The organism is Pseudomonas gorinensis (assembly GCF_042015035.1).
In the GTDB taxonomy this organism is placed as follows: domain Bacteria; phylum Pseudomonadota; class Gammaproteobacteria; order Pseudomonadales; family Pseudomonadaceae; genus Aquipseudomonas; species Aquipseudomonas gorinensis.
Map to the genome: position 1 here is coordinate 5,153,800 of NZ_CP167125.1, position 23,164 is coordinate 5,176,963.

At 60.6% G+C, this 23,164-nt stretch carries 22 protein-coding genes; 12 read left to right on the forward strand and 10 right to left on the reverse strand.

What is annotated here, in order from left to right; all coding sequences use genetic code 11:
* Window positions 1-24: 24 nt before the first annotated feature.
* Window positions 25-1,371, reverse strand: coding sequence for a hypothetical protein (locus AB7933_RS23340; RefSeq protein WP_051448903.1), 1,347 nt, complete (start codon window positions 1,369-1,371; stop codon window positions 25-27).
* Window positions 1,372-1,478: 107 nt separating this feature from the next.
* Window positions 1,479-1,985, reverse strand: coding sequence for a hypothetical protein (locus AB7933_RS23345; protein WP_143036974.1), 507 nt, complete (start codon window positions 1,983-1,985; stop codon window positions 1,479-1,481).
* 414 nt (window positions 1,986-2,399) lie between these two features.
* Here AB7933_RS23345 and AB7933_RS23350 point away from each other — a divergent pair, with 414 nt between their 5' ends.
* Window positions 2,400-4,421 carry a methyl-accepting chemotaxis protein gene (locus AB7933_RS23350; protein WP_024076569.1) on the forward strand — a complete coding sequence of 674 codons (2,022 nt, stop codon included), beginning with the start codon at window positions 2,400-2,402 and terminating at the stop codon, window positions 4,419-4,421.
* Between the two features lie 23 nt (window positions 4,422-4,444).
* Here AB7933_RS23350 and AB7933_RS23355 read toward each other — a convergent pair whose 3' ends face one another.
* Entirely contained in the window at window positions 4,445-5,785 is a 1,341-nt protein-coding gene (locus AB7933_RS23355) for a hypothetical protein (protein WP_024076570.1), read from the reverse strand.
* 103 nt (window positions 5,786-5,888) lie between these two features.
* A complete protein-coding gene (locus tag AB7933_RS23360; RefSeq protein WP_143036973.1) occupies window positions 5,889-6,395 on the reverse strand; it encodes a hypothetical protein in 507 nt (168 codons plus the stop codon).
* Window positions 6,396-6,640: 245 nt separating this feature from the next.
* On the opposite strand from AB7933_RS23360, the gene AB7933_RS23365 reads away from it, so the two are divergent.
* The 3 genes from AB7933_RS23365 to AB7933_RS23375 all read left to right on the forward strand — a co-directional run bounded on the left by AB7933_RS23365 (window position 6,641) and on the right by AB7933_RS23375 (window position 10,824).
* Window positions 6,641-7,681, forward strand: a complete 1,041-nt coding sequence (locus AB7933_RS23365) for an alpha/beta hydrolase family protein (RefSeq protein WP_024076572.1) — start codon at window positions 6,641-6,643, stop codon at window positions 7,679-7,681.
* A 212-nt stretch (window positions 7,682-7,893) separates the two neighbouring features.
* Window positions 7,894-9,120 carry an MFS transporter gene (locus tag AB7933_RS23370; RefSeq protein ID WP_024076573.1) on the forward strand — a complete coding sequence of 409 codons (1,227 nt, stop codon included), beginning with the start codon at window positions 7,894-7,896 and terminating at the stop codon, window positions 9,118-9,120.
* Between the two features lie 315 nt (window positions 9,121-9,435).
* On the forward strand, window positions 9,436-10,824 hold the full coding sequence (locus AB7933_RS23375) for a PLP-dependent aminotransferase family protein (protein WP_024076574.1): 1,389 nt from the start codon (window positions 9,436-9,438) through the stop codon (window positions 10,822-10,824).
* On the opposite strand, the gene panB is transcribed toward AB7933_RS23375, so the two are convergent.
* Window positions 10,812-11,627: a 3-methyl-2-oxobutanoate hydroxymethyltransferase gene (panB, locus tag AB7933_RS23380; RefSeq protein WP_024076575.1), complete on the reverse strand. Its 816-nt coding sequence runs from the start codon at window positions 11,625-11,627 to the stop codon at window positions 10,812-10,814. The genes AB7933_RS23375 and panB overlap by 13 nt on opposite strands.
* Before the next feature lie 165 nt (window positions 11,628-11,792).
* On the opposite strand from panB, the gene AB7933_RS23385 reads away from it, so the two are divergent.
* A complete protein-coding gene (locus AB7933_RS23385) occupies window positions 11,793-11,954 on the forward strand; it encodes a DUF2986 domain-containing protein (RefSeq protein WP_024076576.1) in 162 nt (53 codons plus the stop codon).
* A 1-nt stretch (window position 11,955) separates the two neighbouring features.
* Here AB7933_RS23385 and AB7933_RS23390 read toward each other — a convergent pair whose 3' ends face one another.
* Window positions 11,956-13,167, reverse strand: a complete 1,212-nt coding sequence (locus AB7933_RS23390; RefSeq protein WP_024076577.1) for a YeeE/YedE family protein — start codon at window positions 13,165-13,167, stop codon at window positions 11,956-11,958.
* 80 nt (window positions 13,168-13,247) lie between these two features.
* Here AB7933_RS23390 and AB7933_RS23395 point away from each other — a divergent pair, with 80 nt between their 5' ends.
* The 4 genes from AB7933_RS23395 (at window position 13,248) to AB7933_RS23410 (ending at window position 15,955) form a co-directional block, all read left to right on the forward strand.
* Complete coding sequence (locus tag AB7933_RS23395) at window positions 13,248-14,465, forward strand: MFS transporter (protein ID WP_024076578.1); 1,218 nt, start codon at window positions 13,248-13,250, stop codon at window positions 14,463-14,465.
* A 75-nt stretch (window positions 14,466-14,540) separates the two neighbouring features.
* The gene (locus tag AB7933_RS23400; protein ID WP_024076579.1) at window positions 14,541-14,816 is read left to right on the forward strand and encodes a metal/formaldehyde-sensitive transcriptional repressor; all 276 of its coding nucleotides are present in this window, start codon (window positions 14,541-14,543) and stop codon (window positions 14,814-14,816) included.
* Window positions 14,813-15,742, forward strand: a complete 930-nt coding sequence (dmeF, locus tag AB7933_RS23405) for a CDF family Co(II)/Ni(II) efflux transporter DmeF (RefSeq protein WP_024076580.1) — start codon at window positions 14,813-14,815, stop codon at window positions 15,740-15,742. Before AB7933_RS23400 ends, dmeF begins: the two co-directional genes overlap by 4 nt.
* Before the next feature lie 33 nt (window positions 15,743-15,775).
* Window positions 15,776-15,955: a DUF1289 domain-containing protein gene (locus AB7933_RS23410; protein ID WP_024076581.1), complete on the forward strand. Its 180-nt coding sequence runs from the start codon at window positions 15,776-15,778 to the stop codon at window positions 15,953-15,955.
* 26 nt (window positions 15,956-15,981) lie between these two features.
* Here the strand turns inward: AB7933_RS23410 and AB7933_RS23415 are convergent, their stop codons facing one another.
* Both AB7933_RS23415 and AB7933_RS23420 read right to left on the reverse strand, forming a co-directional pair.
* Window positions 15,982-16,779 carry a DNA/RNA non-specific endonuclease gene (locus tag AB7933_RS23415; RefSeq protein ID WP_024076582.1) on the reverse strand — a complete coding sequence of 266 codons (798 nt, stop codon included), beginning with the start codon at window positions 16,777-16,779 and terminating at the stop codon, window positions 15,982-15,984.
* A 138-nt stretch (window positions 16,780-16,917) separates the two neighbouring features.
* Window positions 16,918-18,129, reverse strand: coding sequence for an MFS transporter (locus AB7933_RS23420; RefSeq protein WP_024076583.1), 1,212 nt, complete (start codon window positions 18,127-18,129; stop codon window positions 16,918-16,920).
* 122 nt (window positions 18,130-18,251) lie between these two features.
* On the opposite strand from AB7933_RS23420, the gene AB7933_RS23425 reads away from it, so the two are divergent.
* On the forward strand, window positions 18,252-18,902 hold the full coding sequence (locus AB7933_RS23425; RefSeq protein WP_024076584.1) for a TetR/AcrR family transcriptional regulator: 651 nt from the start codon (window positions 18,252-18,254) through the stop codon (window positions 18,900-18,902).
* A 71-nt stretch (window positions 18,903-18,973) separates the two neighbouring features.
* Here AB7933_RS23425 and AB7933_RS23430 read toward each other — a convergent pair whose 3' ends face one another.
* Both AB7933_RS23430 and AB7933_RS23435 read right to left on the reverse strand, forming a co-directional pair.
* The gene (locus tag AB7933_RS23430) at window positions 18,974-20,029 is read right to left on the reverse strand and encodes an NAD(P)-dependent oxidoreductase (RefSeq protein ID WP_024076585.1); all 1,056 of its coding nucleotides are present in this window, start codon (window positions 20,027-20,029) and stop codon (window positions 18,974-18,976) included.
* A gap of 149 nt (window positions 20,030-20,178) precedes the next feature.
* Complete coding sequence (locus AB7933_RS23435; protein WP_024076586.1) at window positions 20,179-21,075, reverse strand: LysR family transcriptional regulator; 897 nt, start codon at window positions 21,073-21,075, stop codon at window positions 20,179-20,181.
* Window positions 21,076-21,197: 122 nt separating this feature from the next.
* On the opposite strand from AB7933_RS23435, the gene AB7933_RS23440 reads away from it, so the two are divergent.
* The gene (locus AB7933_RS23440) at window positions 21,198-21,860 is read left to right on the forward strand and encodes an RraA family protein (protein WP_024076587.1); all 663 of its coding nucleotides are present in this window, start codon (window positions 21,198-21,200) and stop codon (window positions 21,858-21,860) included.
* Between the two features lie 11 nt (window positions 21,861-21,871).
* Entirely contained in the window at window positions 21,872-23,080 is a 1,209-nt protein-coding gene (locus tag AB7933_RS23445; RefSeq protein WP_024076588.1) for a pyridoxal phosphate-dependent aminotransferase, read from the forward strand.
* Window positions 23,081-23,164: the final 84 nt, after the last annotated feature.

The following is a 23,164-nucleotide window of genomic DNA, read 5'->3' on the forward strand; positions in this document are numbered from 1 at the left end:
CCCTTGACCGTCTTCACCCAAGCCTCAAGGTTTGAACCCCCTCATCAATTTGAACAGATGTCCGGGCCAGATCCATCGTGCGGTGGGCTGGTCGCGGGTGTCTGCGAGGGCGTCGAAGGCATTGCGATTGGGCGCCGTATCCACAGGGGCATTCAGGGTAGAGGGCGGCGACGCTTGATCGTCAGGGGCTTTGGCTGGCTTGCTCATCAGGCCGGTGACCGGGTCGATGCTATAGCCAGCCGCCTTGCCTTTTTCGGTCAGGCCCCATACGCCATTAACGATACCCGAGAGTGCTTCGGAGGGCGGCAGCCTTATGGACTTGTCCGTGGTGCGAACAATGTGATCCTCGATCCGGACTCGCGTGTAGGTGGCGAACTCGCTGCCCAGCGGCGGTTGCTGATCGCCCTCGCTGGAGAACTTGTTCACCATCTTCTCCAGGAACGGTATCCCCCCGATGTTCATGAACGCTCCATGGTCTGGATGCAGGATGTATCGCAAAAAACCCTGGTCGATACGGGTACTGTTGATCGCCGAACCATTGAGGACGCGTGAGGCGATTGCAGCATCTTCCGGCTTGAAATCGAAAGTCACTCGATACCGCTCCGCGTCATAGCCGGTGTTGCCCCCCAAGAGCTGGCGGCCATCGCTGAAGTGACGATAAATACCGAATGTCATGGCCAATGCATCGACATAAACCAGATCCACTCCCTGCTCCTGCGCATAAGCATACATATCCGCGAACAAGGCACGATCCTCGCGGTTAAGGAAAAGGTTAGAGTTCAGGGTGCCATTGAGGTAGGTAAACGGTGGCTTGGCGACCGGTGGCTCGGTGTTGCTACCAAACAAGCGCGAAATCATGAGGTCACGGTGGGAATTGGACTTGGCCGGCGCCGGAGGCTCCATCGATCGCAGCTCTTCCCATGCGGCACGTCGCTCATTGAGGGTGAAAGGCCCGCCGTCGTCGTGGGCAATCAGCTGGAGTTGATCGCGTGTGAGGCCCTTGAACGGGTTGGTATCAGAACCGTTGACGAAGCCGGTCGCTTGTCGAGCCCGTGCCAGGAGATCCGGGTTATCGGTAGAGGGGACCTGCGCGTCGTGCTGCGCTTGGTTGACGAGGTACTGATCGCCGGTAATCGAGTCGAGCAGGCTGGTATCGTTTTGGCCGATGCGGGTTTCGGCACGCGTTGCGGCTTCACTCAATTGCTGAGCCAGGATTGAGACTGAGCTGAAGGTGCCACTATCGGTTGCTGAACCATAGGTATCGGGTTTGACTTCATCGCCTGGCGACACCGAAGAGCGAGGCGTGGCGTTGACTGAGCTGTTTGCCACGGGGTTGTAAGCCGACGATGCGGCAGGATTGATAATGACCATGAGCATTCACCTTGGCTTGGGAAAACAGCAACGGTGCGATGAAAAGTCTATTGTCAAAACTGGAAAGCAACCCGCAGCCAAATAGGCTGCGAGTACTTTTTGTTTTATTAATATCGATATCGGAATGTCACTGAGTCGGTGCCGGCAGGATTTACATAACGTGGTGTACCGCCAAATACACGATGGTAGATGACGACTCGTGAGCCATGACCGAAAGCCTGAGCATTAAAGTCTGACAATGTCCCGGATGAATTTGGATAGATTTCCCTACAGTCCTCTTGAGAGCTGAACGGCCGGGAGTAACACAGCTGTACCACTTCTCTAATGCCCTGAGGATAATAAGTTGTATTCCATTGAATCTCTAACAACTGTTTGGGATCAATGAGTGTACCTTGGGGAATATCCGCAGCCAAAACATTGAAACTCGCAAGCCCGACGCCTGGCTGGGTGTCAGAGTTAGATAAAACAAGAACGGGGTTGGGCGCTGCTGTTTTAGTAATAGCGTTTTCTGCCGCAAAAGCAGTCCCATGAGTAGACGTTACAAAAACCGCTAACAAAGCGAGCAACGTTCGTCTTTGAGTAATACCGCGCGCCCATACAATCGTGCCTTTCATAATCATCACCCTAGAGTCAGTTATTAACATGTCAGGTTCAAATCAATCCAGCTGTAAGCATCACGCCCCTACCATTGCACGATTTAATAACCGTAGAAAGCCAAGCACTTCCTAAAAACACGAAGGACAGCACTGTCATACATGAAAGTAGGAATTCGTAAGTAACTTCCTAGTCCCGCCAGCATTACCGCTCGGAAGCCCCTTAACCCATCTTCCAGCGAATGGCCGTTCAAATCACCTGAATGATGAACCGGTTATTTCTTGTCTTTCTGACTGACAAACCCAAAGAGGGAGTGCCCTGCGCTCATTCGTCGCATCTTTGCGTCCTCCCCTCCAGCCCTCACCGAACCCGCCGATAACCCTACTAACCGCATGCCTATGACCTGCGCCCCTCCACCCGTTCGAGCCAGCCCTATGAACCCACTTTCCCTTCTAAAAAAAGCCCGGGCCGATCGTCAAGGCACCGCCACCCTCACCTGCACCGCCAATGAATTGGAGTCTTCATTGGCCACCCTGCGCATCACACCCACCCTGATCACCGGTTTCATCTCCCCCCACCTGGACATCGACCAGGTCGCCGCCAAGCTCAAGCGTCGCTTTCCGCAAACCGCCATCAGCCTGTGCACCACCTCCGGTGAGTTGTGCAACGCCGCCGATTCGCTGTATTGCGCGACCGGCGAGCGCTGGGACCGGATGGTGTTGCAGCTGTTTGATGACAGTGTGATTGCCTCTGCCGAGGTGGTGATGGTGCCGTTGGAGTGTGAGGACATTCGCAGCGGCGGCAAGCGCTTGGGGATGCAGGAGCGGATCGCCAAGTTGGTGGCCAATATCAAGCGGGTGCAGGTGCACACCTCGATCGATCACCGCGACACCTTGGCCTACGTGGTGTTCGATGGGTTGTCGGCGTCGGAATCGTTTTTCATGGAGGCGCTGTATGAGTCCGGGCGTTTTCCATGCTTGTTCGTAGGCGGGTCGGCTGGGGGTAAGTCGGATTTCCAGAAAACGCTGATCCACGATGGCCAGCGCAGTTATCAGAACCATGCACAGATTGTGTTCCTCAAGACCGCGGCCCATGTGCGCTTTGGCGTGTTTAAAAGCCAAAACTTCAAGGCCGCGGATTTGACCTTCAGTGTGCTGACCGCCTCGGTGGAAGACCGCACGATTGACCAGGTGATCGACAGCAGCGGCAATATCAAGAGCATGGTGCAGGCGCTGTGTGACGCGTTCAATTGCGCCCCCCAGGCACTGGAGTCGAAGCTGGCGGATTACTCGTTCGCGATTCGGGTGGGCAGTGAGTTGTTTGTGCGCTCCATCGCACGCATCGACTATGAACAGCAGATCGTGCAGCTGTTTTGCGACGTGGCGCCGGGCGAAGAGCTGGTGATGGTGCGGCGTACGCCATTGCGTGAGGCCACACGCCTGGACTACGAGCAGTTTTTGCGTGGCAAGGGCGGCCAGCCGGTGGCGGGGATTTTGAATGACTGCATTTTGCGCCGACTGAATAACGGCGCCGAGCTGGGCAGCATGGCCGGCATTTTTGGGGATGTGCCGTTGGCGGGGTTTTCGACCTTCGGGGAGATTCTGGGCTTGAACCTGAATCAGACGCTGACGGCGATTTTCTTCTTTCGGGTGGCCAAGGGTGCGAGTTTCAGTGATGAGTACGTGGACAATTTCATCGCCCATTACGGCGAGTTCAAGGCATTTTTCCTGCGGCGTCAGGTGAAGAAGCTGGCGGGGTTGAACCATGTGGTGGTCAAGCAGATTGCGGCGTTCAAGAACAATGATTTCACCGACACCCTGAATACCCGAGGCCTGGACCGCAATATCCTGCCAGTCTTCGAAGGCCTGGCCGACTTGGGCCTGGTGTTGGCCCAGGCCGAGCGCCAGCAGGAGGACATCGCTTCGCAGCTCAAGCACTACTCCGGTGAGTTACACGCCTCGATGGATGAACTGGTGGGCACGATTGGCCAGCAGAACACGGTGTCTGCCCAGGCCGGGGCCACGGTGGAGGGCCTGTCCAGCCAGGCGGATGTCGCGGTGCAGGGCGCGCGCACGCTGGCGGGGTCGAGTTTGCGTATCCAGTCGATTGTGCAGGTGATCCAGCAGATCGCCGGGCAGACCAACCTGCTGGCGCTCAACGCCGCGATTGAAGCGGCGCGCGCGGGCGACCTGGGCCGGGGCTTTGCGGTGGTGGCGGACGAGGTGCGCAAGCTGGCGGAAATCACGCGTAAGAATGCAGCGGAAATCGGTGTGGATATTGACCTGTTGTCGAGTGAGATCCAGCGCGTGGCCCAGCAGATTGAAGACCAGTCCACCGGGGTGGGCGCGTTGCGGGAGATGCTGGATGTGCTGGAGGCGTCGAGCCGTGCGACGGAGGGTACGGCGCAACGGACCAAGACCATTGCGGATACGTTGACGGGGCTGACCCATGCCTAGGGTATAGGGCGACGACCGCCGCATCAGGGGTTGATAGCTCTCATCACCGTGAACAGATAACCGGGTCCGGTCACCCCCATAGGCGCCCGATTGCGGCTGGTGGCGAGGGCCTCCAGGAGGGTGCGATGGGGGGCTTTGTCGACGGGGACAGGCGAGGTGGAGCCGTGTGGCGCTGGATTGTCTGCAGCGGCAGTCGCCCGTTGCAACTTGCCGGTGGCCTTGTCTAACGTGTAGCCGGCGGCTTTGCCTTCTTCGGTGAGGCTCCAGGTACCGTTGACGCTAGCGGCGAGTACCTTGGAGGGCGGTAGTTTTATGTTCTTATTCGTGGTGATCACAATATTGTCGTTGATCTTGACGGTTTTTAAAGTGGCGAACTCATTGCCCAGCGAGGGCAGTGAAGCCCCTTCGCCAGAGAATTTGATGACCATCTGTTCAAGGAACGGCATACCACCTGTATTTGAGAGTGCTCCGTAATCCGGATTCAGGATATGCCGCAAATAGCCTGGGTCGAGGCGGGTGCTGTTGATCGCCGAACCTTTCAGGATACGTGAGGCAATTGCAGCATCTTCTTCCTTGAAGTTGTAAGTCACTCGATACCCGTCCGAATCGTAGCCATTGTTGCCGCTCAAGAGCTGGCGCCCATCGCTCAAATGACGGTAGTGGCCAAGTGACCAAGCCAGGCGATCGACATAGCCCAGATCCGCACCTTCCGCCTGCGCATAAGCATACATATCCGAGATCAAGGCACGATCATCGCGATTGAGGAATTCAAAAGCGCTTTGAGTGGTGTTCTCAAAGGTCGCCGGAGGCTGGGCAACCGACGGCTCACGGTGGCCGAACAAGCGGGAGATCATCAGGTCACGGCCATTGATGCCTGCCGACCTGGGGCTACTCGCCACTGGGGGAGCGACAGTTTGCATCTCCTGCAACGCGGCACGTCGCTCATGGGTGGTAAAGGCGCCGCCCTCGTCGTGGGCGATCAAGCTCAATTGATCGCGCGCAAGGCCTTTGAAGGGGTTGCTGTCGACCCCATTGACGAAGGCGGTTGCTTGACGGGCGCGAGCCAGCAATTCTGGGGTGGCGGTCTTTGGAAGCTCTGCGTCGTGCTGCGTTTTGTTGGCGAGGTAGGTGTCGCCCGTAATCGAGTCGAGTGGGTGGGGGGTGTTTTGACCGCGACGGGCTTCAGCGCGCGTGGCGGCTTCGCTTAATTGATGGGCGAGCGTCGATACGGTGCTGTTGGTAACGCGACTGCTTGTAGCCAAGGATGCATCAGTCTTGTGTTGCGTTGGCGGGCTAACAACATTCACCGGACTGCCTGTCAGGCGACCATGAGCTATCGAAGCATAAGAAGTCAGGTTAATCATAAAATCTCACCCCGTAGAGGCGGCTGTAACTTGCCTACATTCAAAATGTTCAATTGTCAGCACAGAAGGCCGCAGTAAAAGTGCCCCCTGAGCGGGCTCCTGACTAGTCTCTATATCGAAAGGTCACTGAATCAACGCCGGCAGGACGAGCATAGGGAGGGACTCCTCCTAGTACCGTATGACCGATGGTGACACGCGAACCATGGTTGAACGCCTCACCATTAAAGTCTGATAGTGTTCCGGAAGAGTTCGGGTTAATAGCAACACAGTTCTTTTCAGAACTGTAGGGGCGGTAGTAGCACAACTCGACCGACTCGCTAATACTCTGAGGATAGTAGGTCGTCTTCCAGTCGACCCCTAATAATTGTTTAGGATAGGGTAGCGTACCATTGGGGAAATCTGAGGTAGCCAAGTTAAAAAATGCTAATCCGACACCCGCATTATTCGATATCACAAGAACGGGGTCCGGCGTTTGGGTTTTAGTAATAGATCGATCTATCGCGTAGGCTGCGTTATCTAAAACCAGTACGCAAACAGCCAACACAGCAAGCAGGGCTCGTCTTGCATTCATGCAAGACGCCAACAACAAAAACACCGTTGAGCGTTTCATAGTGATCACCATAGCGTCAGGAATTACTCTCTCGGCTTGCTAACAAGCCAGCAGTAGGAACGACGCCCCTAACATGCACGATTTATTATCCCGGGTAAGCCAGCCGCTTCCTAAAAACACTAAGGACCGCTCCGTCATACTTAACAGTAGGATGACGTCAGCCACGTCCTAATCCCGCGTGCACACTATTCAAACCAAGTGGTTAAAGTCATGATGCGCGCCTCACTTCAAGGACGATAAAAACAGTGAAAACCACCTTCGCCGCCCTGCTCCTGACCTGCCTGGCCACACCCGCATTCGCTGACGCCCCCCTCATCGGCTTCAAGAGCACCACCCTGCCCGACGCCCACCACGCTCGCCCATTGGAACTGGCGGTCTGGTACCCCGCCAACACCACCGCCACGCCAACGCTGATCGCCGACTCCGTCGTCTTCATCGGCGCCCTCGCCGTGCCCGACGCACCACCGGCCAGCGGCGAACATCCCCTGGTTGTGCTCTCCCATGGTTACGGCGGTAATTGGGGTAAACAGGTGTGGCTGGCCAGTGCTTTGGCGCACCAGGGTTATATCGTGGCGGCGGTCAACCATCCCGGCACTACCAGCAAAGACCGCAGCCCCCAGGCCGCCGCAGCGTTATGGCAGCGCCCGGCCGACCTGAGCCGTGCCATCGACGCAGTCCTGGCGCAACCGAAGCAATTTGGCGCGGTGGCGAAAAACCAGATTGCCGCGGCAGGCCACTCCCTCGGCGGCTGGACCGTACTGGAGATCGCCGGCGCGCGTTTCGACCCCGACCTGTTCAGCCGCGACTGCGGCGCCCACCCCAAGCTGGGCGGTTGCATCGGCTACCAGGAGATGAACCCCGCCGGGACACCTGACGGGAAGGCGCGACTGGCCGCTGACTTGAGCGATAAACGCGTCACCGCCATAGTGTCATTGGACCTGGGCCTGTCACGCGGCATGACCGACGCGAGCCTGGCGGCGCTGCGGGTGCCGGTTTTGGTGATTGCAGGCGGGGTACCGTCGGAGGATATGCCTGCCGAACTGGAGTCTGCCGACCTGGCCAAGCGCCTGCCAACCGCCTCGACGCGCTACGTGGCGATCAGCGACGCCAACCATTTCAGCTTTATGTCGATCTGCAAGCCGGGGGCGGTCGCATTGATCGAAGAGCGTTCGCCAGGCGACGGCATGATTTGTCGAGATGGTGAGGGCGCACGACCACGGGCGCAGATTCAAAAACAGGTGACAGCGCTGATCAGCGACTTTCTGGCGCAGACGTTTCAGCGTTAAACAAATCCCCCCTGGACAGACGGCGGCCAGCCAATCAGTCAGGCTACATGGGCGGACCTGGGCAATCCCGCTCAACAGCCTCGCATCGATAACACTGATGATTACTATCGAACCGCTCGCCTATGGGGTGGCCAAACCCGATTCCTATAATCGCCTCCCAATTCTTCCCCTTCGCCTGGCCTCAGGCGACATCCCCCTTGGAACCCAGCATCATGCCAAGCGCCCTCCAGGCCCCCAGCGGCCGTCCCGAACATAATCAACAAAGCGTCAAACAGCAGTGGCTGGCGATTCTCTCGGTCGCGGTGGGCGCCTTCGCCCTGGTGACCAGTGAGTTCCTGCCGGTGGGCGTACTCAACGACGTCGCCGCCGACCTCGGTATCAGTGCCGGCCACGCCGGGCTGATGGTGACCCTGCCGGGCATCATGGCCGCCCTCGCCGCGCCGTTTCTGTCGGTGAGCATTGGCGCGATGGACCGTCGCTACCTGCTGATCGGCCTGACGTTGATCATGATCATCGCCAACTCGGTCGTGGCCTTTGCCAGTGACTTCAACCTGCTGCTGTTCGGCCGTGTCTTGCTGGGCATCAGCATCGGCGGGTTCTGGGCCACGGCCATTGCCCTCAGTGGGCGCCTGGCGCCCAAGGGTGTGGATGTCGCGAAGGCCACCTCGATCATCATGATGGGCGTGACCCTGGCCACCGTGCTCGGCGTGCCCGTCGGCACCTGGCTCAGCGGCCTGATGGGCTGGCGCATGACGTTCCTGGTCACCGCGCTGCTGGGTGTGCCGGTGCTGCTGGCGCAGGTGTTCCTGCTGCCTCGGCTCACCCCGGAGAAGGCCATTCGCATCAGCGACCTGCCGGCGTTGTTTATCAACCCACAGGCGCGGGTCGGGTTGATCGCGGTGCTGTTGATCGGCTTGGCGCACTTTGCGGCCTACACCTATGTCGCGCCGTTCTTCAAATACAGCTCCGGCTTCGACGGGCCGACGATCGGCTCGCTGTTGCTGCTCTTCGGCGTGGCCGGGGTGTTCGGTAATATCTTTGCCGGTTTCGCCGCCAACCGCAGCGTGCGTCACACCCTGTTGCTGGTCGCGCTGATGATCGGCACCAGCACCGCCCTGTTCCCTCACTTCGCCATCGGGATGACCGGCGCAGCGATGCTGATCGGGCTGTGGGGCTTCGCCTTCGGCGCCTTCCCGGCCTGTGCCAGTATCTGGATGTTTGTGGTGGCGCCCAAGGATGTCGAACGCGGCATGCCGCTGTTCGTCGCCTTGTTCCAGGTAATCATTGCCTTGGGCTCGTTCTTTGGCGGACGGATCGTCGACCAACTGGGCAGCTCGGTGCTGTTGAGCCTGGCCACGGCCCTGGTGGGCTGCGGTTTTGTGACGGTGCTGGTGCTGGGGCGTAATGTCAGCAATAGCTTGGCGGCGCAGCCTGGCTAGGCCTGCCCTGCAACCCGAGACCTTCGCAATAAATGCCCGCCATCGCGCCAACCGCGACGCCGGTTGCTCCCACGCCGCCACGTGCCTGTCAGCCGGCATGTCGCGCCCATGCACGATAGTGCAGGTTTTTTCGGCATGGGAGCGCGGCGACGTTGGCCTTGACGGCAGCCAGTCACGTGGCCGGTATGGCGAGGGTATAGGGCTTGATCGTGGGCATCTGCGTTAAGTTTCCGTATTCCATCGCCTTGCGTGATACTGGACCGGCCCCACATCCGAAGTCTTCCCGTAATCGCAGGTCGAGCGGCTCAAAGGATCATGGATAAACCTAAAGACGCCTCTTTTGCCTATCAGTCGGTGTACCGCTACCTCGTCGAATGGATCGAAGCCAGCCCTTCCCAAGGCGAACGCAAACTGCCGTCCCTGCGCCATTTGGCCCAACGCCTGGGCGTGTCGGTGTCGACAACCAAGTACGCTTACTCGCTGCTTGAGGATCAAGAACGGATCTACGCCAAACCCAAGTCCGGTTACTTCACCCGGTGGATACCGGCGCCTTTATCGACTGAACACTCGCCCAACCTGCTCGACCAGGTGTTCGCCAACGCGCGCCAGCCCGGCATGTTGGCCCTGAGCAGCGACGCCCCGGCGATGCTGCTGTCGCTGGAAAACCCTTTACTGATGATAGAGCGCGAAATAGCCCGCCAGTACCCGCGCTCACTCACGCCGCTGTACCTGCCATTCGGCGAGCCCGAGTTGCGCACGGCGTTGGCCGAGCGTTACACCTGCTCCACAGCCCCTTACTGGCAGGCCGAACAGGTGTATATCGGTTCAGACCTGCACACTGTGCTGGACGTGTCACTCAGCGCCCTCGAACTGCGAGGTACGGTGGCGCTGGTGGAGTCGCCGTGTTCGTGGGCGATCCTGCGCCAGTTGCAGGCGGCGAATATCCGCGTGATCGAAGTGCCCCTCGGAGCAGACGGGCGCTTCAACATGCCGGCCTTCCATGAATTGCTCAAACAGGAGCCGATTCGCCTGGCAGTGCTGTCATCGACGGTCAACATACCCCAGGGTGGCGTGGTACCGGCGCAAGACAAGCAGCAGGTCTGCCGCTGGCTGGCAGAGCGGGATATCTGGTTGTTCGAGAATGACACCTACGGCGACCTGTATTTCGAACCTCGGCCCGCGCGCTATCGCGACTATGCCGACCCGCAAAGACTGGTGGTGTTTTCAACCTTCGACAAGGTGATCGGCTCGGAAGCGCCCTACGGTTATGTACTGTGTCGCGGGCAGGCGCCGCACTTGCAGCGGCTGTTTATGGAGCGCGGGTTTCGCCTCTCGCCGATCCGCCAGAAGGCGATCGCCAAACTGCTTACCTCCAAGCGTCTCGACCAGCACTTGGTGATGCTGCGGGCGGCGTTGCTGGAGCGCATGACGCGCATGAAAGCCCTGCTGGAAGCGCTCGGCGAATGGCAAGTGGTCGAGCCGAGTGGGGGTGCGAGTTTCTGGTTGCAGACCCGTCGCACGGTCGACATGCGCTGGGTATTCGAGCACCTGCTGGCCCAGCGCATCGTCATCGCTCCTGGAGAACTATTCAGCCAGCAAGGTACCTGGAAGCAGTCTCTGCGCCTGAGCTACACCCTCGACTGGAGCAAGGATATCGCCCAGGCTGTGAGGCAGCTGGCCCAGGCAATTCGTCAAAGCCCGTAACAGTGCCGAGCTTCTGGGAAGCGACCGTGGCGCACGTCTTCGGCAAACCGCTCGCACGCATCACGAATCACCGCGCTGACATCCGCATACTGTTTGACAAAACGCGGCAGGTGCTCGCCGCCCAGTCCCAGCACGTCTTCGGTGACCAGTACCTGGCCGTCGCAGGCGGGCGAAGCGCCGATGCCAATGGTGGGCATGGCCGAGTCCAAGGTGATCTGGCGTGCCACGCCTTCGGCCACCCCTTCCAGCAACAGGCTGAAGGCGCCCGCCTGCAGGCTGGCACGGGCATCGTTGCTGACCACTGCTGCGGTCTGGGCCGTGAGGCCCTGGGCCTTGAACCCACCCATCACGTTGACGAACTGTGGCATCAGCCCCACGTGGGCCATCACCGGAATACCGCGTGCCACCAAGAACTCAACCGTGCCTGCCAGCGCTTGGTTGGCCTCCAGCTTCACAGCATCGCAGCCGGTACGCGCCAGTACCTGGGCGCAATTGCGAAAGGCCTGTTCGTTGGATTCCTGATAACTGCCAAATGGCATATCGGCGATGACACACGCCAACCGCGTGCTGTCGACCACGGCGCGGGTGTGGCCGATGATTTCTTCGAGCTGCATGCTCAAGGTCGAAGCCCGGCCATAGCCGACCATGGCCGTGGAGTCACCGACCAGGATGAAATCCACGAGCGGGTCGATCAGCTTGGCGATGGAACTGGTGTACGCCGTGAGGGAGACGATTTTCTGCCGGCCTTTCATGGCGACCAGTTGGGGCACGGTCAATCGTTTGGTACGGGTGTGGAGGCTCATCTTTTCTTCCCTATGCCGTTCAATACTCGGGGGATTGCAGGGCCCGATTATTGGCGAAAGGAAAGGCGATTCAATGCACAGATCGGCGTGAAAAAGCGACCCAGGGAACGGCCGCGGTTTTTAAGCTGGTATCATCCCGAGCCTGTACCAACCGGGTAAGACGACATGAACCGCCAGAAAAAACTGCAGCAGCTATTCAAGGCCAAGGCGAAAAAGGCCAGTGCCAAATTGGCGCCGAAAAGCAAAGACAGATACATCAGCAAAGCAGAGCGGGAAAAGCTGGCGGCTGAAGCCGCTCAGGCGCCAGACATTTCCCCTGAACGTTGACTCAGCAACCGCTCAACGCCACCTGCGGCCGCTCACCGGCAAAGAAAAACGGCCGCAAGCGCACACCCACGCTATTGCCGATAAACGCCGCCACCAGCCAAACCCAGCCATGCAGGCTGCCCGAGGCGATACCGCTGAAGTACGCGCCGATATTGCAGCCGTAGGCCAGGCGTGAGCCGTAGCCGAGCAACAGGCCACCGATCACCGCCGCTACCAGTGAGCGTGCCGGGATGTTCAGGCTGGGAGCGAAACGCCCGGCCAGGCCGGCCGCCAGCAGCGCACCGAGGACGATGCCGATGTCCATGACGCTGGTGATGTCTTCCCACACTGGCGCGGCCAGGGCCTTGGCGTTGCCAGGCATTTGCCAGAACGCCCAACTGGCCACATCCACCCCCAGCCCGCTCGCCGCCTTGGCCCCCCACAACGCGAACGCCGACGTAATGCCCCACGGCCGCCCGGCCAGGGCCAACGTTGCGTAGTTGAGCAGCGCCAGGCCAATCGCGCCCCAGACCAGCGGCCACGGCCCGCGCAGGAAGCGGCGCAGCCCTGGGTGTTCGCTGGTCACGCCCGCTTCAAGCTGACCATGACGGGCTTTTTCCAGCCGCACAGTCACCACCGCGATGAGCGCAAATACCGCCAGGCTCATGAGCAAGGCCGGCACCACGCCGAAGCTTTTGACGATGGACGTCGCGGGGAACGCAGGCAGCGCAAACCACCAGTCCACATGGTGCGTAGCTATCAACGAACCGCAAATGAAGAAGAACAACGTCACCAACATGCGCGCATTGCCGCCGCCCACGGTGAACAGAGTGCCCGACGCACAACCGCCGCCCAGTTGCATGCCAATGCCGAAGATAAATGCGCCAAACACCACCGACACCCCGACCGGCGCCACCAGCCCGACCACCGGTTGCCCGAACAACGTGCCTGCCCCCAATGCCGGGAAGAACAGCAGCACCGCCACCGCCAACATCACCATCTGCGCGCGCAGGCCGGCGCCACGCCGATCATTGATAAATACGCGCCAGGCCGAGGTGAAGCCGAACGCCGCGTGATAGAGGGTCAAGCCCAGCGCCGCGCCGACCACCAGCAACAGCATCTGGCGCACGCCGACGGTGTTTTGCAGGAACACGGCGCCCACCAGCAGGATGATAAACGCCACCAGGGGCGCAAGCGGTTTGCGCGCAGGGGTCAGGGAAAGAGAGGTGCTCATGGGGATCTCGGTTCGGGTGAAGTTGGACGATTGCGAGGGGGCGAGTATAAACCCAGGGGCGGCTTATCTTTGGAGTATTCATGAGTTTGCTCGGAACCTTCCGCTCCCTGCGCAGCGTCAACTACCGCATCTGGGCGGCGGGTGCACTGGTCTCCAATATCGGCACCTGGATGCAGCGCACCGCCCAGGACTGGCTGGTACTGACCCAGCTCACCCCGCATAACGCGGCCGCCGTCGGCATCGTCATGTCGTTGCAGTTCGGGCCGCAGTTGCTCTTGCTGCCCTGGACCGGCTTCGCCGCCGACCACTATGACCAACGCAAGTTACTGATCGTCACCCAGGCGGTCATGGGCATGCTGGCGCTGACGCTGGGGGTGTTCACCATCACCGGTTTTGTCGAGCTGTGGCATGTGTATGTGTTCGCGTTTTTGTCCGGTTGCGCCTCGGCTTTCGATGCACCGGTGCGACAGATCTTCGTCGCGGAGCTGGTGGGTGAGAAGGATTTGTCCAATGCGATCGCGCTCAATTCCACCTCGTTCAATATGGCGCGCCTGATCGGCCCGGCCGTAGCGGGCTTGACCATCGCATCGGTAGGCACCGGATGGGCGTTCCTGCTCAATGGCACGAGCTTTTTTGCGGTGCTGGCTTCGCTGTTTTTCCTGCGGGTGTCCGGCCAGCCGGTGAAGGTGCGAGCGCTGCGCTCCAAGGGCAGCCTGACCGAAGGGCTGCGCTATGTGTGGGCGCGACCGGACTTAAAGGCGATCCTGCTGATGCTGTTCCTGATCGGCACCTTTGGCATGAACTTCCCGATTTTCATCTCGACCATGGCAGTCAGCGTGTTCCATGCCGATGCCCGCGCCTACGGCCTGCTGAGCTCAACCCTGGCCATCGGCACGATCGCCGGCGCCCTGCTCGCCGCCGGCCGCGAACGCCCGCAGTTCAAGTCGCTGCTCACGGGTGCAGCAGTGTTCGGCGCGGGCTGCACGCTGGCAGCCCTGGCTCCGAACTACTGGTTGTTTGCCGTGGCGCTGGTGATTATCGGCGTGGGTGCGATGACCTTCAGCAACACCACCAACAGCCTGATGCAGCTGAGCACCGACCCCGCCATGCGCGGCCGCGTGATCGCCCTGCGCGTGGGCGTCGCCCTGGGCGGCACGCCGATTGGGGCGCCCATCGTCGGTTGGGTCGCCGACCACCTGGGCCCGCGCTGGGCGCTGGGGGTGGGCGCGTTATCCGGTGTGCTGGCGGTGGGCGTGGCGCTGTATACCCTAAGGCGCCAGTTGCACCGGCCGAAGTAGCGTTGCAACAGCCTTCTTGTATAGGGGGGTGGGGTATGCAATGATCCGCCGCATTATAGGTAGGGGGGGTATGCCGTGGGTCATCTAGCCGCAAACAAAGACAGCCTGATCAAACGCGTCAAACGCATCGCCGGGCAGATTCAGGCGCTGGAAAAAGCGCTGGAGTCAGACGCCGACTGCGCCAAGACACTGCACCTGGTGGCCGCCACGCGCGGTGCTATCAACGGTTTGATGGAAGAGATCATCGAGGACCACGCCAGGGCGCATGTGGCTGACCCGTCACTGAGTACAGAGGCGCGCAACCAGGGCGTCGAAGAATTGCTTGAAGCCATTCGGCGCTACTCCAAATGACCCTCACGAATAGCCAGGCACACGAGCATGTCTTCCTGGGGGCTGCCCACGACGAGAACGCCCGGCGCACGCTGTGGGTGGTGATACTGACCGTGGTGATGATGGTGGCGGAAATTGCCGCTGGCGCCCTGACCGGTTCCATGGCCCTGCTGGCCGACGGTTTTCATATGGCCACCCATGCGGGCGCATTGGGCATTGCGGCGGCGGCCTATGCCTACGCCAAGCGCCATGCGAACAGCCCTCGCTACAGCTTTGGCACCGGCAAAGTGGGTGACCTGGGCGGCTTCGCCTCGGCGCTGATCCTGGCGCTGGTCGCCCTGGGCATCGGTATCGAATCGTTCATGCGCCTGCTCCAGCCGACCGAAGTGCAATTTGGTACGGCGACCCTGATTGCTATCGTCGGGCTGGTGGTCAATATCGTCAGTGCGTTGCTGTTGGGCCATGGGCATAGCCACGGCCATGACCATGACCATGACCATGACCATGATCACGACCATCACCACCACGGCCACGATAACAACCTCAGGTCAGCCTACATCCACGTGCTTGCCGATGCGTTGACCTCCGTGCTGGCGATCGCCGCATTGCTGGCGGGTCGGTACCTGGGTTGGGTATGGCTGGACCCGGTGATGGGCATCGTCGGCGCCATCGTGATTGCGCGCTGGGCCTGGAGCCTGATGGGCGTGACCGCCGGCGTGTTGCTGGACCAGACCGACGAACACGTCGCCGCCGAGATCCGCGAGCGGGTGGAGCAACCCGGCGATGCAACGATTACCGACCTGCACGTCTGGCAGGTCGGGCCCGGTGTGCATGCGGCCATCGTCAGCGTGGTCGGCCAACCGACAGCGGATGCCGAGAGCATTCGCCTGCGCCTCAAGCCGGTCCATGAAGTGAGCCACCTCACGGTTGAATTTCGTGCCGCGTAGCGGCGCCCCTTGACGGTATCCCCAGGTGAAATCTTGGCTAAAGAAATCGAAAACCCGTGTGTCTCGACCTGCCAGTTGAGTGGCGAGTTGTGCGTCAGCTGCGGGCGGACCAAGGACGACATCCGTAAATGGAAACGGATGAAACGCCCCGAGAAAATGGCCGCCGTACAGCGAGCGACAGCGCGCTTGAAGGCGTTGAAAAAAGGCAAGTAACGCTGGGCGTATCGCTCAACCCAGCATCACGTACGCCCCACCGAACCCGTCACCGGCAGGTTGCCGAGTAATTTGAGCCCGGTACTCTTCACGAAGGTGTCGTAGTCCATCGGTTTCTGGATACGGGTTTCGGCATTGGGCAACACGTAGGCCCAGGCGCGTTTGCTTGAGGCGTCGTACACCAACTTGAACAGGCGCGTCGGCACCCAGACCTTGTTGTCGCCGATGGTGCTGTAGCCCGCATCGAACAGCGGCCCGGTGAACACATACACATCGCCGCCCGCGCGCTTGGCAAACTTGCGCACATCCGCTTCGACCTTGCTCCAGATCTTGCGGTTGTTGGTAGGGTCTTGCGGCACCATGTTCGACAGCGCGAAAGACTGTGCCATGGCATGGGCATTCGGCGCGTCGGCGGCTGGGGATTGGTGGCCACGGTCCATCGCCGGGTGCTGGCTGCGGTAGTCGCTCAACTCGGCGCGCCCACCTTTGGGAATGCGTGGGTCGGGGTAGAACTGGTTGGTGCGCTCCTCGCCTTTGGCGTCGATCAACTGGGCGGCATTCAGGCGCTCGACCACCACCAGCGGGGTCTTGCTGGTTTGCGAATAGAGCACCGCGAAGTGGTCGGAACAGAGGGCCATTGGCCTCATGCTGGCTGGCACCGTGGCCGTGTTGATCGGTGTCGCGGCGGGGAAGAGTTCGGCGCAACCGTCAAACGAGATACGTTGCTGCGTGGACGTGTAGGGGTTTGCCGGGCCGCGAGCGTCTACGGCGGTAGAGACTAAAACGAGGGCTGCCAGCCCGACTGCAATGTTGCGTAGGTACATGCTTTAGATCTTAAGGTGAGGGTAAACGGATGAGCGCGAATGATCGCGCGGGGCGTATGGACCCTGATAAATCCGTTTGGTGCCGCAGGCTTACCGATCTTGTCGCGCTCCGCTCCCCTATCGCGCTCACCCGAAGGTTCAGTGAGACACTATTGCAACGCCGGACCGTCGCCCAGGCTTGAAGCCGTGGTCACGCGCGCCCCACGCGATCCCCAGCGCCACGCCGATCAACACCAGCATCGCCCACGGAAATGCCCCCACGCCCCAGCGATCGAGTAATACGCCACCCACCACACCGCTGGCGGCAATGGCGCTGTTCCACGCCACGACGTTCAGCGACAACGCCACATCGGCGCCATCGCCCGCCGCGTCGGCCAGAGCCGTTTGCAGCAAAGTGGCGGCACCGCCGAAGCTCAGGCCCCACACGGCGACGCCAAGGTAGATCACTTCAGGCACGTTGCCCAATACGCCAAACACCAGCGCAATCGCGGCAAACACCACCAGGCTGACCAACACCGTCTGGCGCAATAACGGCTCGACCAGCTTGGCCGTCAGCCAGATCCCCACCAATGCCGCAATGCCGAATACCAGCAACACCAGGTCCACCCGCGCGGCCAAGCCTGCACGCGCCACGAACGGGGCGATGTAGGTATAGAGAACGTTGTGGGCGAGCATCCAGCTGATCACCACCGCCAGTACCGGCCTGACCCCTGGCGTGGTGAGGACCTTGCGCAACGGCAGGCGTTGGTGCGCGGGCTGTGGCCCATAGTCCGGGACTTTCACCAGCACCCAAGCGATCAACACCAGGGTCAGTACCGACATCAGGCCAAAGGTGGTACGCCAGCCGACCAGGCCGCCAAGCCAGGTGCCCAGCGGTACACCCAGTGACAGCGCAATCGGGGTACCCACCATCGCCAGCGCCAGCGCCCTCCCCTGTTGATGGGGCGCGACCATGCGCCGGGCGTAACCGGCCAGCAGGCTCCAGGCCAACCCCGCGGCGACCCCGGCGAAGAAACGCGCCACCAGCGTCACACCGTAATGGGACGACAATGCCGTGATGGAATTGAATAGCAGGAAGCCGACGATAGTCAGCAGCAGCACATTGCGGCGGCGCCAACCACGGGTGGCTATGGTCATGGGGATCACCGCCAGCACCGAGCCCAGCGCATAGGCGGTGACCATCTGCCCGGCCATGGACGGGGAAATCCCCAGGCCATCGCCGATCAATGGCAACAGCCCGGCCGGCAGGGTTTCGGTGACGATGCAGATAAAACCGGTCATGGCCAGCGCGAGCAAGGCGCCGATAGGCAGGCGTTCAGAAGACGCGGATACGCAGAGTGAGGGGGTCACGGGAAACTCCTTGAGGCAATTTAGATACTGATCGATACAAATGTTGCGGGCAGCTGGCGCACGTTGTCAACGACTTATGTATCGACTAGTATTTATCTGGTCCGCCAAGGGAGTTTTATGAAATGGCACAAATGGGCCGTCCCCGCACCTTCGACCGTGACCACGCCGTGGAACAGGCCATGCACCTGTTCTGGCAGCATGGCTACGACGCCACGTCCCTCGCCCAGCTCAAGGCCGGCCTGGGCGGCGGTATCTCCGCACCGAGTTTTTATGCCGCATTCGGCTCCAAGGAAGCGCTGTTCGATGAGTGCGTGCAGCGCTATCTGGCAACCTACGCTCAAGTGACCGAATGCCTATGGGATGAAAGCCTGCTGCCGCGCAAAGCCATCGAGACCGCGTTGCGCCAATCCGCGCGCATGCAGTGTGAAGACGGGCATCCCAAGGGCTGCATGGTGGCATTGGGCGTGATGAGCGCACCAAGCCCGGAGAATGCGCGGGTGGCGGATGCATTGACCCAGTCCCGTATGAGAACGCGGGCAGGGATCGTGGCGTGTGTCGAACGTGGAATAAGCTCAGGGCAACTGCCGGATACGATTGCCGCGGTGTCGATGGCGGCGGTGTTTGACAGTTTCTTGCAGGGCATTTCGATATTGGCGCGGGACAACGTGCCCCACGCAACCATCGATGCCGCCATCAGCCACATCCTGCTGACGTGGGACATTGCCGCCGCTACCGCACCGCCCATCCGTGCGACCGCTGCACAGCAGCCCTAGCCCATCCGGAAGCGCTTGCTACAACTCAGGGCGTTGAGGCGTTCATCAAGAGAGCGCTTTGCGTCCTATGGTCAATGTGCGTTCGCAGCCAGGCTGAGCGCGTGGATCTTGTCGACGATCTGCCGTGAAGCCTTGCGGATTGCCTTCGTCGTGTTGCCGGCGATATGGGGTGTCAGTTGGGCGTTGCGAATGCCAGCCAGCGGCGAGTTGAAGCGGTCTTTTTCCTGGGCGAAGGTATCGATGGCGACCGCTTTTATATGCCTGGGAAATGCCGTCATGAAGCTTGCCAACTGGGCTTCGTCGACAATGTCACCACGAGCGGTGTTGATCAGTATCGAACCTTGGCGCATCTGCCTGAACTCGGTAAGGCCGAACAGGCCTCGGGTGAGCGGTGTCAGCGGTACGTGGATCGAGACCACATCGGCCTCCCCCAACAATTGCTCGAGGGTTTCTCGTCGCTCAAGCCCAAGGCTGCGCGCGACCTGCTCCGTAAAGCGTTCTGAACCGGTGGCGATGACCCGGATCCCCAGCGATCCGGCCTTGCGCGCGACCTCTTGAGCAATGCTGCCAGTGCCGACCACGCCTAACGTGAGTTCGCAGAACTCAAGGCTGGGCGCCAAAGTGCCCTTGGACCAGCGACCACTGTGCGTCTCGGCGTTGTAGTGATCCAGGTCCCTGGATAAAAACAATGTCTGGGCCACCACGTATTCGGCCACAGCTACCGCGTTGGAGGCCGGCGTGTTCAGTATCGTCACGCCACACCGTTCAGCCTCTTGCCGGTCGATATGGTTAACGCCTGAACCGGCCTGGGCGATGGCGCGCAGTGGCGTTGGCAGGGTCGGTGATGCAGCGGCGCGGATCAGTTTGCTCTCAATGGGAATATTCAGGCGCGTCTTGAACACGCTATACCCCCCGGCCTCAGTCACGGCGTCGATGAAAGCTTGCCTGTCGTGGCCATTGATCTCGGTGTATCGGATGCGCTCGCCGTAGTGCTTGCGGATACTGTTTTTATCCGTGAAATAGTAGAGATTCAGGGTGACGACCAAGCCCAACTCAAGGAATCGGTCGACTTCCTCGAATAGCAACGGCGGGCCGGGTGCATCCAGTATCAGGGTGGTGAATGCCATGCATTTTGGTCTTCTTGGCTGATAGAGGCTGGGTTCATGCGCCTTCAAGTATGAAGTTGAACTGACTACATCCAGGCTTGAATTAATCATGACCCTGTTTTTCGACAAAGGACCCTTTTGGAATAAAAAGCGCAGCGTGTGCACTGACGCTAAAACAACAACCGCGAAAAATCACAGCACCTCTGCGCCATCCGCGCCACGTCCTGGTTCAAGCCGAATTGGCGGTCCACCCGGTGCAATGCCACGTACTGGATACTCGGCAACTCCGGCTGCGTGACCAACGCGCGTAATGCGCCGTGCTCGATCAGATGGGACAAACAGGCCTTGGGCAAATAACTCACGCCGATCCCCGACAACGCCAAGCCCACCTGCACCAGCAGGTTATGGCTGGTGAGGGTCCGCGGCATCTGCACGTTGTGCGCGGCCAGCCAACGCTCGTAGATTAAGCCGGTGCCCGACTGCGAACCCTGGGTCAGAACGGTGTAATCGGCCAGCACTTCCAGGCTTACAGGGTCGGGCTGGGGGATCAGGCCTGGCGCGCAGATCCAGGCGTTTTCTACGCATTGCAGCGCCGTGCTGTGAAAGCGCGGGTCGCTGTAGACGTCCGGCACGATGACCAAGTCGAGTTGGTCGCTTTCCAGCTTGCGAAACAGTTCGCTGCTCAGTTCCACTGACGGCTCGATCTGCACCTTGGGGTAGGCCTGACGCAGCGCATCCACCAGCGCCGGCAGCCAGGTCAATGCGGTGAGTTCGGTGACGCCGAGGCGAAAACGGCGCACCAGCACTTCGCGGGCGCTGACCCGTTCGAGCAGTTGGTCGCGGCTGTTGAGCAGGTCGCGGGCGTAGTCAAGCAGCTCACCGCCCTTCTCCGTCAGCCGGGCGTTGCGCTTGCTGCGGTCAAAAATCTCGACGTCAAAGGTGTCTTCCAACTCCTGGATGCGCTTGGAGATGGCCGACTGAGACATGTTCAGCTTGTTCGCCGCCGCTTCAAAGCTGCCGAGTTCGGCAATCCAGTACAGCGCATCGATTTGCTTGAAGGTGATCATCGCGGCCAATTCATGAGAAAAAGCGATGCTATCACATCATAAAATATCGCTAAAACTCTTCGATCATCACTCCTAAGATCCAGCCATAGCCCATCGCTATCTAACAATTCTGGAGATTTGCCATGTCCTTGCCCGGTTCACGCATCCTTCCCAACGCGCCCATGGCCCCGGCCGAACTGGTCGAGGCGTTTGGCCATGTCGTCACGCCGCATATCAGCGACAACCTAGGCCGTCATATCGGCGCCCGTGGCCTGACGCGCTACAACCGCAGCGGCAAGCTGGTGGGCACGGCGATCACGGTCAAGACCCGTCCCGGCGACAACCTGCTGATCTACAAGGCCATGAGCATGCTGCAACCGGGCCATGTGCTGGTGGTGGACGGCCAGGGCGACACCAATAACGCGGTGATCGGTGAACTGGTCAAGCTCTACGCCCAGCAGCGTGGTTGCGTGGGGTTTGTGATTGACGGCGCGATTCGCGATGTCGCCAGCTTCGAGGACACCCCGTGCTACGCCCGCGCCGTGGTGCACACCGGCCCGTACAAGACCGGCCCCGGCGAAGTGAACGTGCCGGTGTCTATCGGCGGCATGGTGATCAACCCCGGCGACCTGCTGGTGGGTGATGAAGACGGCCTGGTCGCGTTCTCCCAGGCCGACGCCGCCGAAGTACTGCGCCGCGCCGCGCAACATGCCGAGCACGAAGAAGCGGTCAAAGCAGAAATTGCCAGCGGTGCAGTGCGCCAGAGCTGGATCGACAAGGCCCTCAACAATGCCGGCCTGGTATGAAGGAGTCCGAAATGAGCACTGCATTTTTGTCGGACCGTGTCCTGGGCATTGCGCCCTCCCCCAGCATTGCCGCCAACGCCCTGGTCACCGAGTTGCGCGCCCAGGGCCGCGACATCGTTAACTTCACCGTGGGCGAGCCGGACTTCGACACCCCGGCGCATATTCTTGAGGCCGCCAGCTTGGCGATGCACAGCGGTGATACCCATTACACCGCCACCACCGGCACCCTTGCCCTGCGCCAGGCCATCTGCCTGAAACTGCAGCGAGATAATGATGTGGTGTATGGCCTGGACGAAGTCGTCGCCGGTTGCGGCGGCAAGCACATCATTTATCACGCGTTGGCCGCCACCTTGAATCGCGGCGATGAAGTCATCGTGCACACGCCGTATTGGGTCTCATACCCGGACATCGCACGGCTCAACGATGCCACACCGGTGATCATCCCGGGCGATGAAAGCCTGGGTTTCAAGCTGTCGCCCGCCGCGCTCGAACAGGCGATCACCCCACACACCAAATGGGCGATCCTCAACAGCCCGAACAACCCCAGCGGCGCGGTGTACAGCGAAGCCGAGCTGCTGGCCCTGGCGCAGGTTTTGCGTCGTCATCCCCATGTGCTGGTCATGGCCGATGAGATCTACGAACACTTCGTCTACGGCGACGCCCGGCATGTGCCGTTGACACGCCTGGCGCCAGATCTCAAGCCACGCACGCTGATCGTCAACGGCGCGTCCAAGGGCTATGCGATGACCGGTTGGCGCCTGGGCTTTGGTGCGGGGCCGGCCTGGTTGATCGCGGCCATCGCCAAGTTGCTGTCACAGACCACCACCTGCCCCAGCTCGTTGAGCCAGGCGGCAGCGGTGGCCGCGTTTGCGGGTGATCAAGCACCTATCGCCGGCATGCGCGAGGAATACCAGCAACGCCGCGCGCGCATTCTGGCGCTGCTTGAGGGCATCCCCGAATTGAGCATTACACCACCGGATGGCGCGTTTTATGTATTCGCCAACGTCAGCGGCCTGATGGGCAAGCTCACCCCCCAAGGCGATCGCCTCGACAGCGACACCCAACTGGTGGACTACCTATTGCGCGACTACGGCCTGGCCACCGTCAGCGGCGCGGCCTACGGCATGTCGCCGTATGTGCGCCTGTCGTTCGCAAGCTCGCTGGACGTGATCGAAGAAGGGTGCCGTCGCCTCAAAGACGCATGCAACGACCTGCGCTGACGGCCACCCGTAACACCCGGCGACCAGCGGACGGCCGCCTTTTGACTGCCTAGAACAACAACTTAAAAATCATTGATCTCAAAT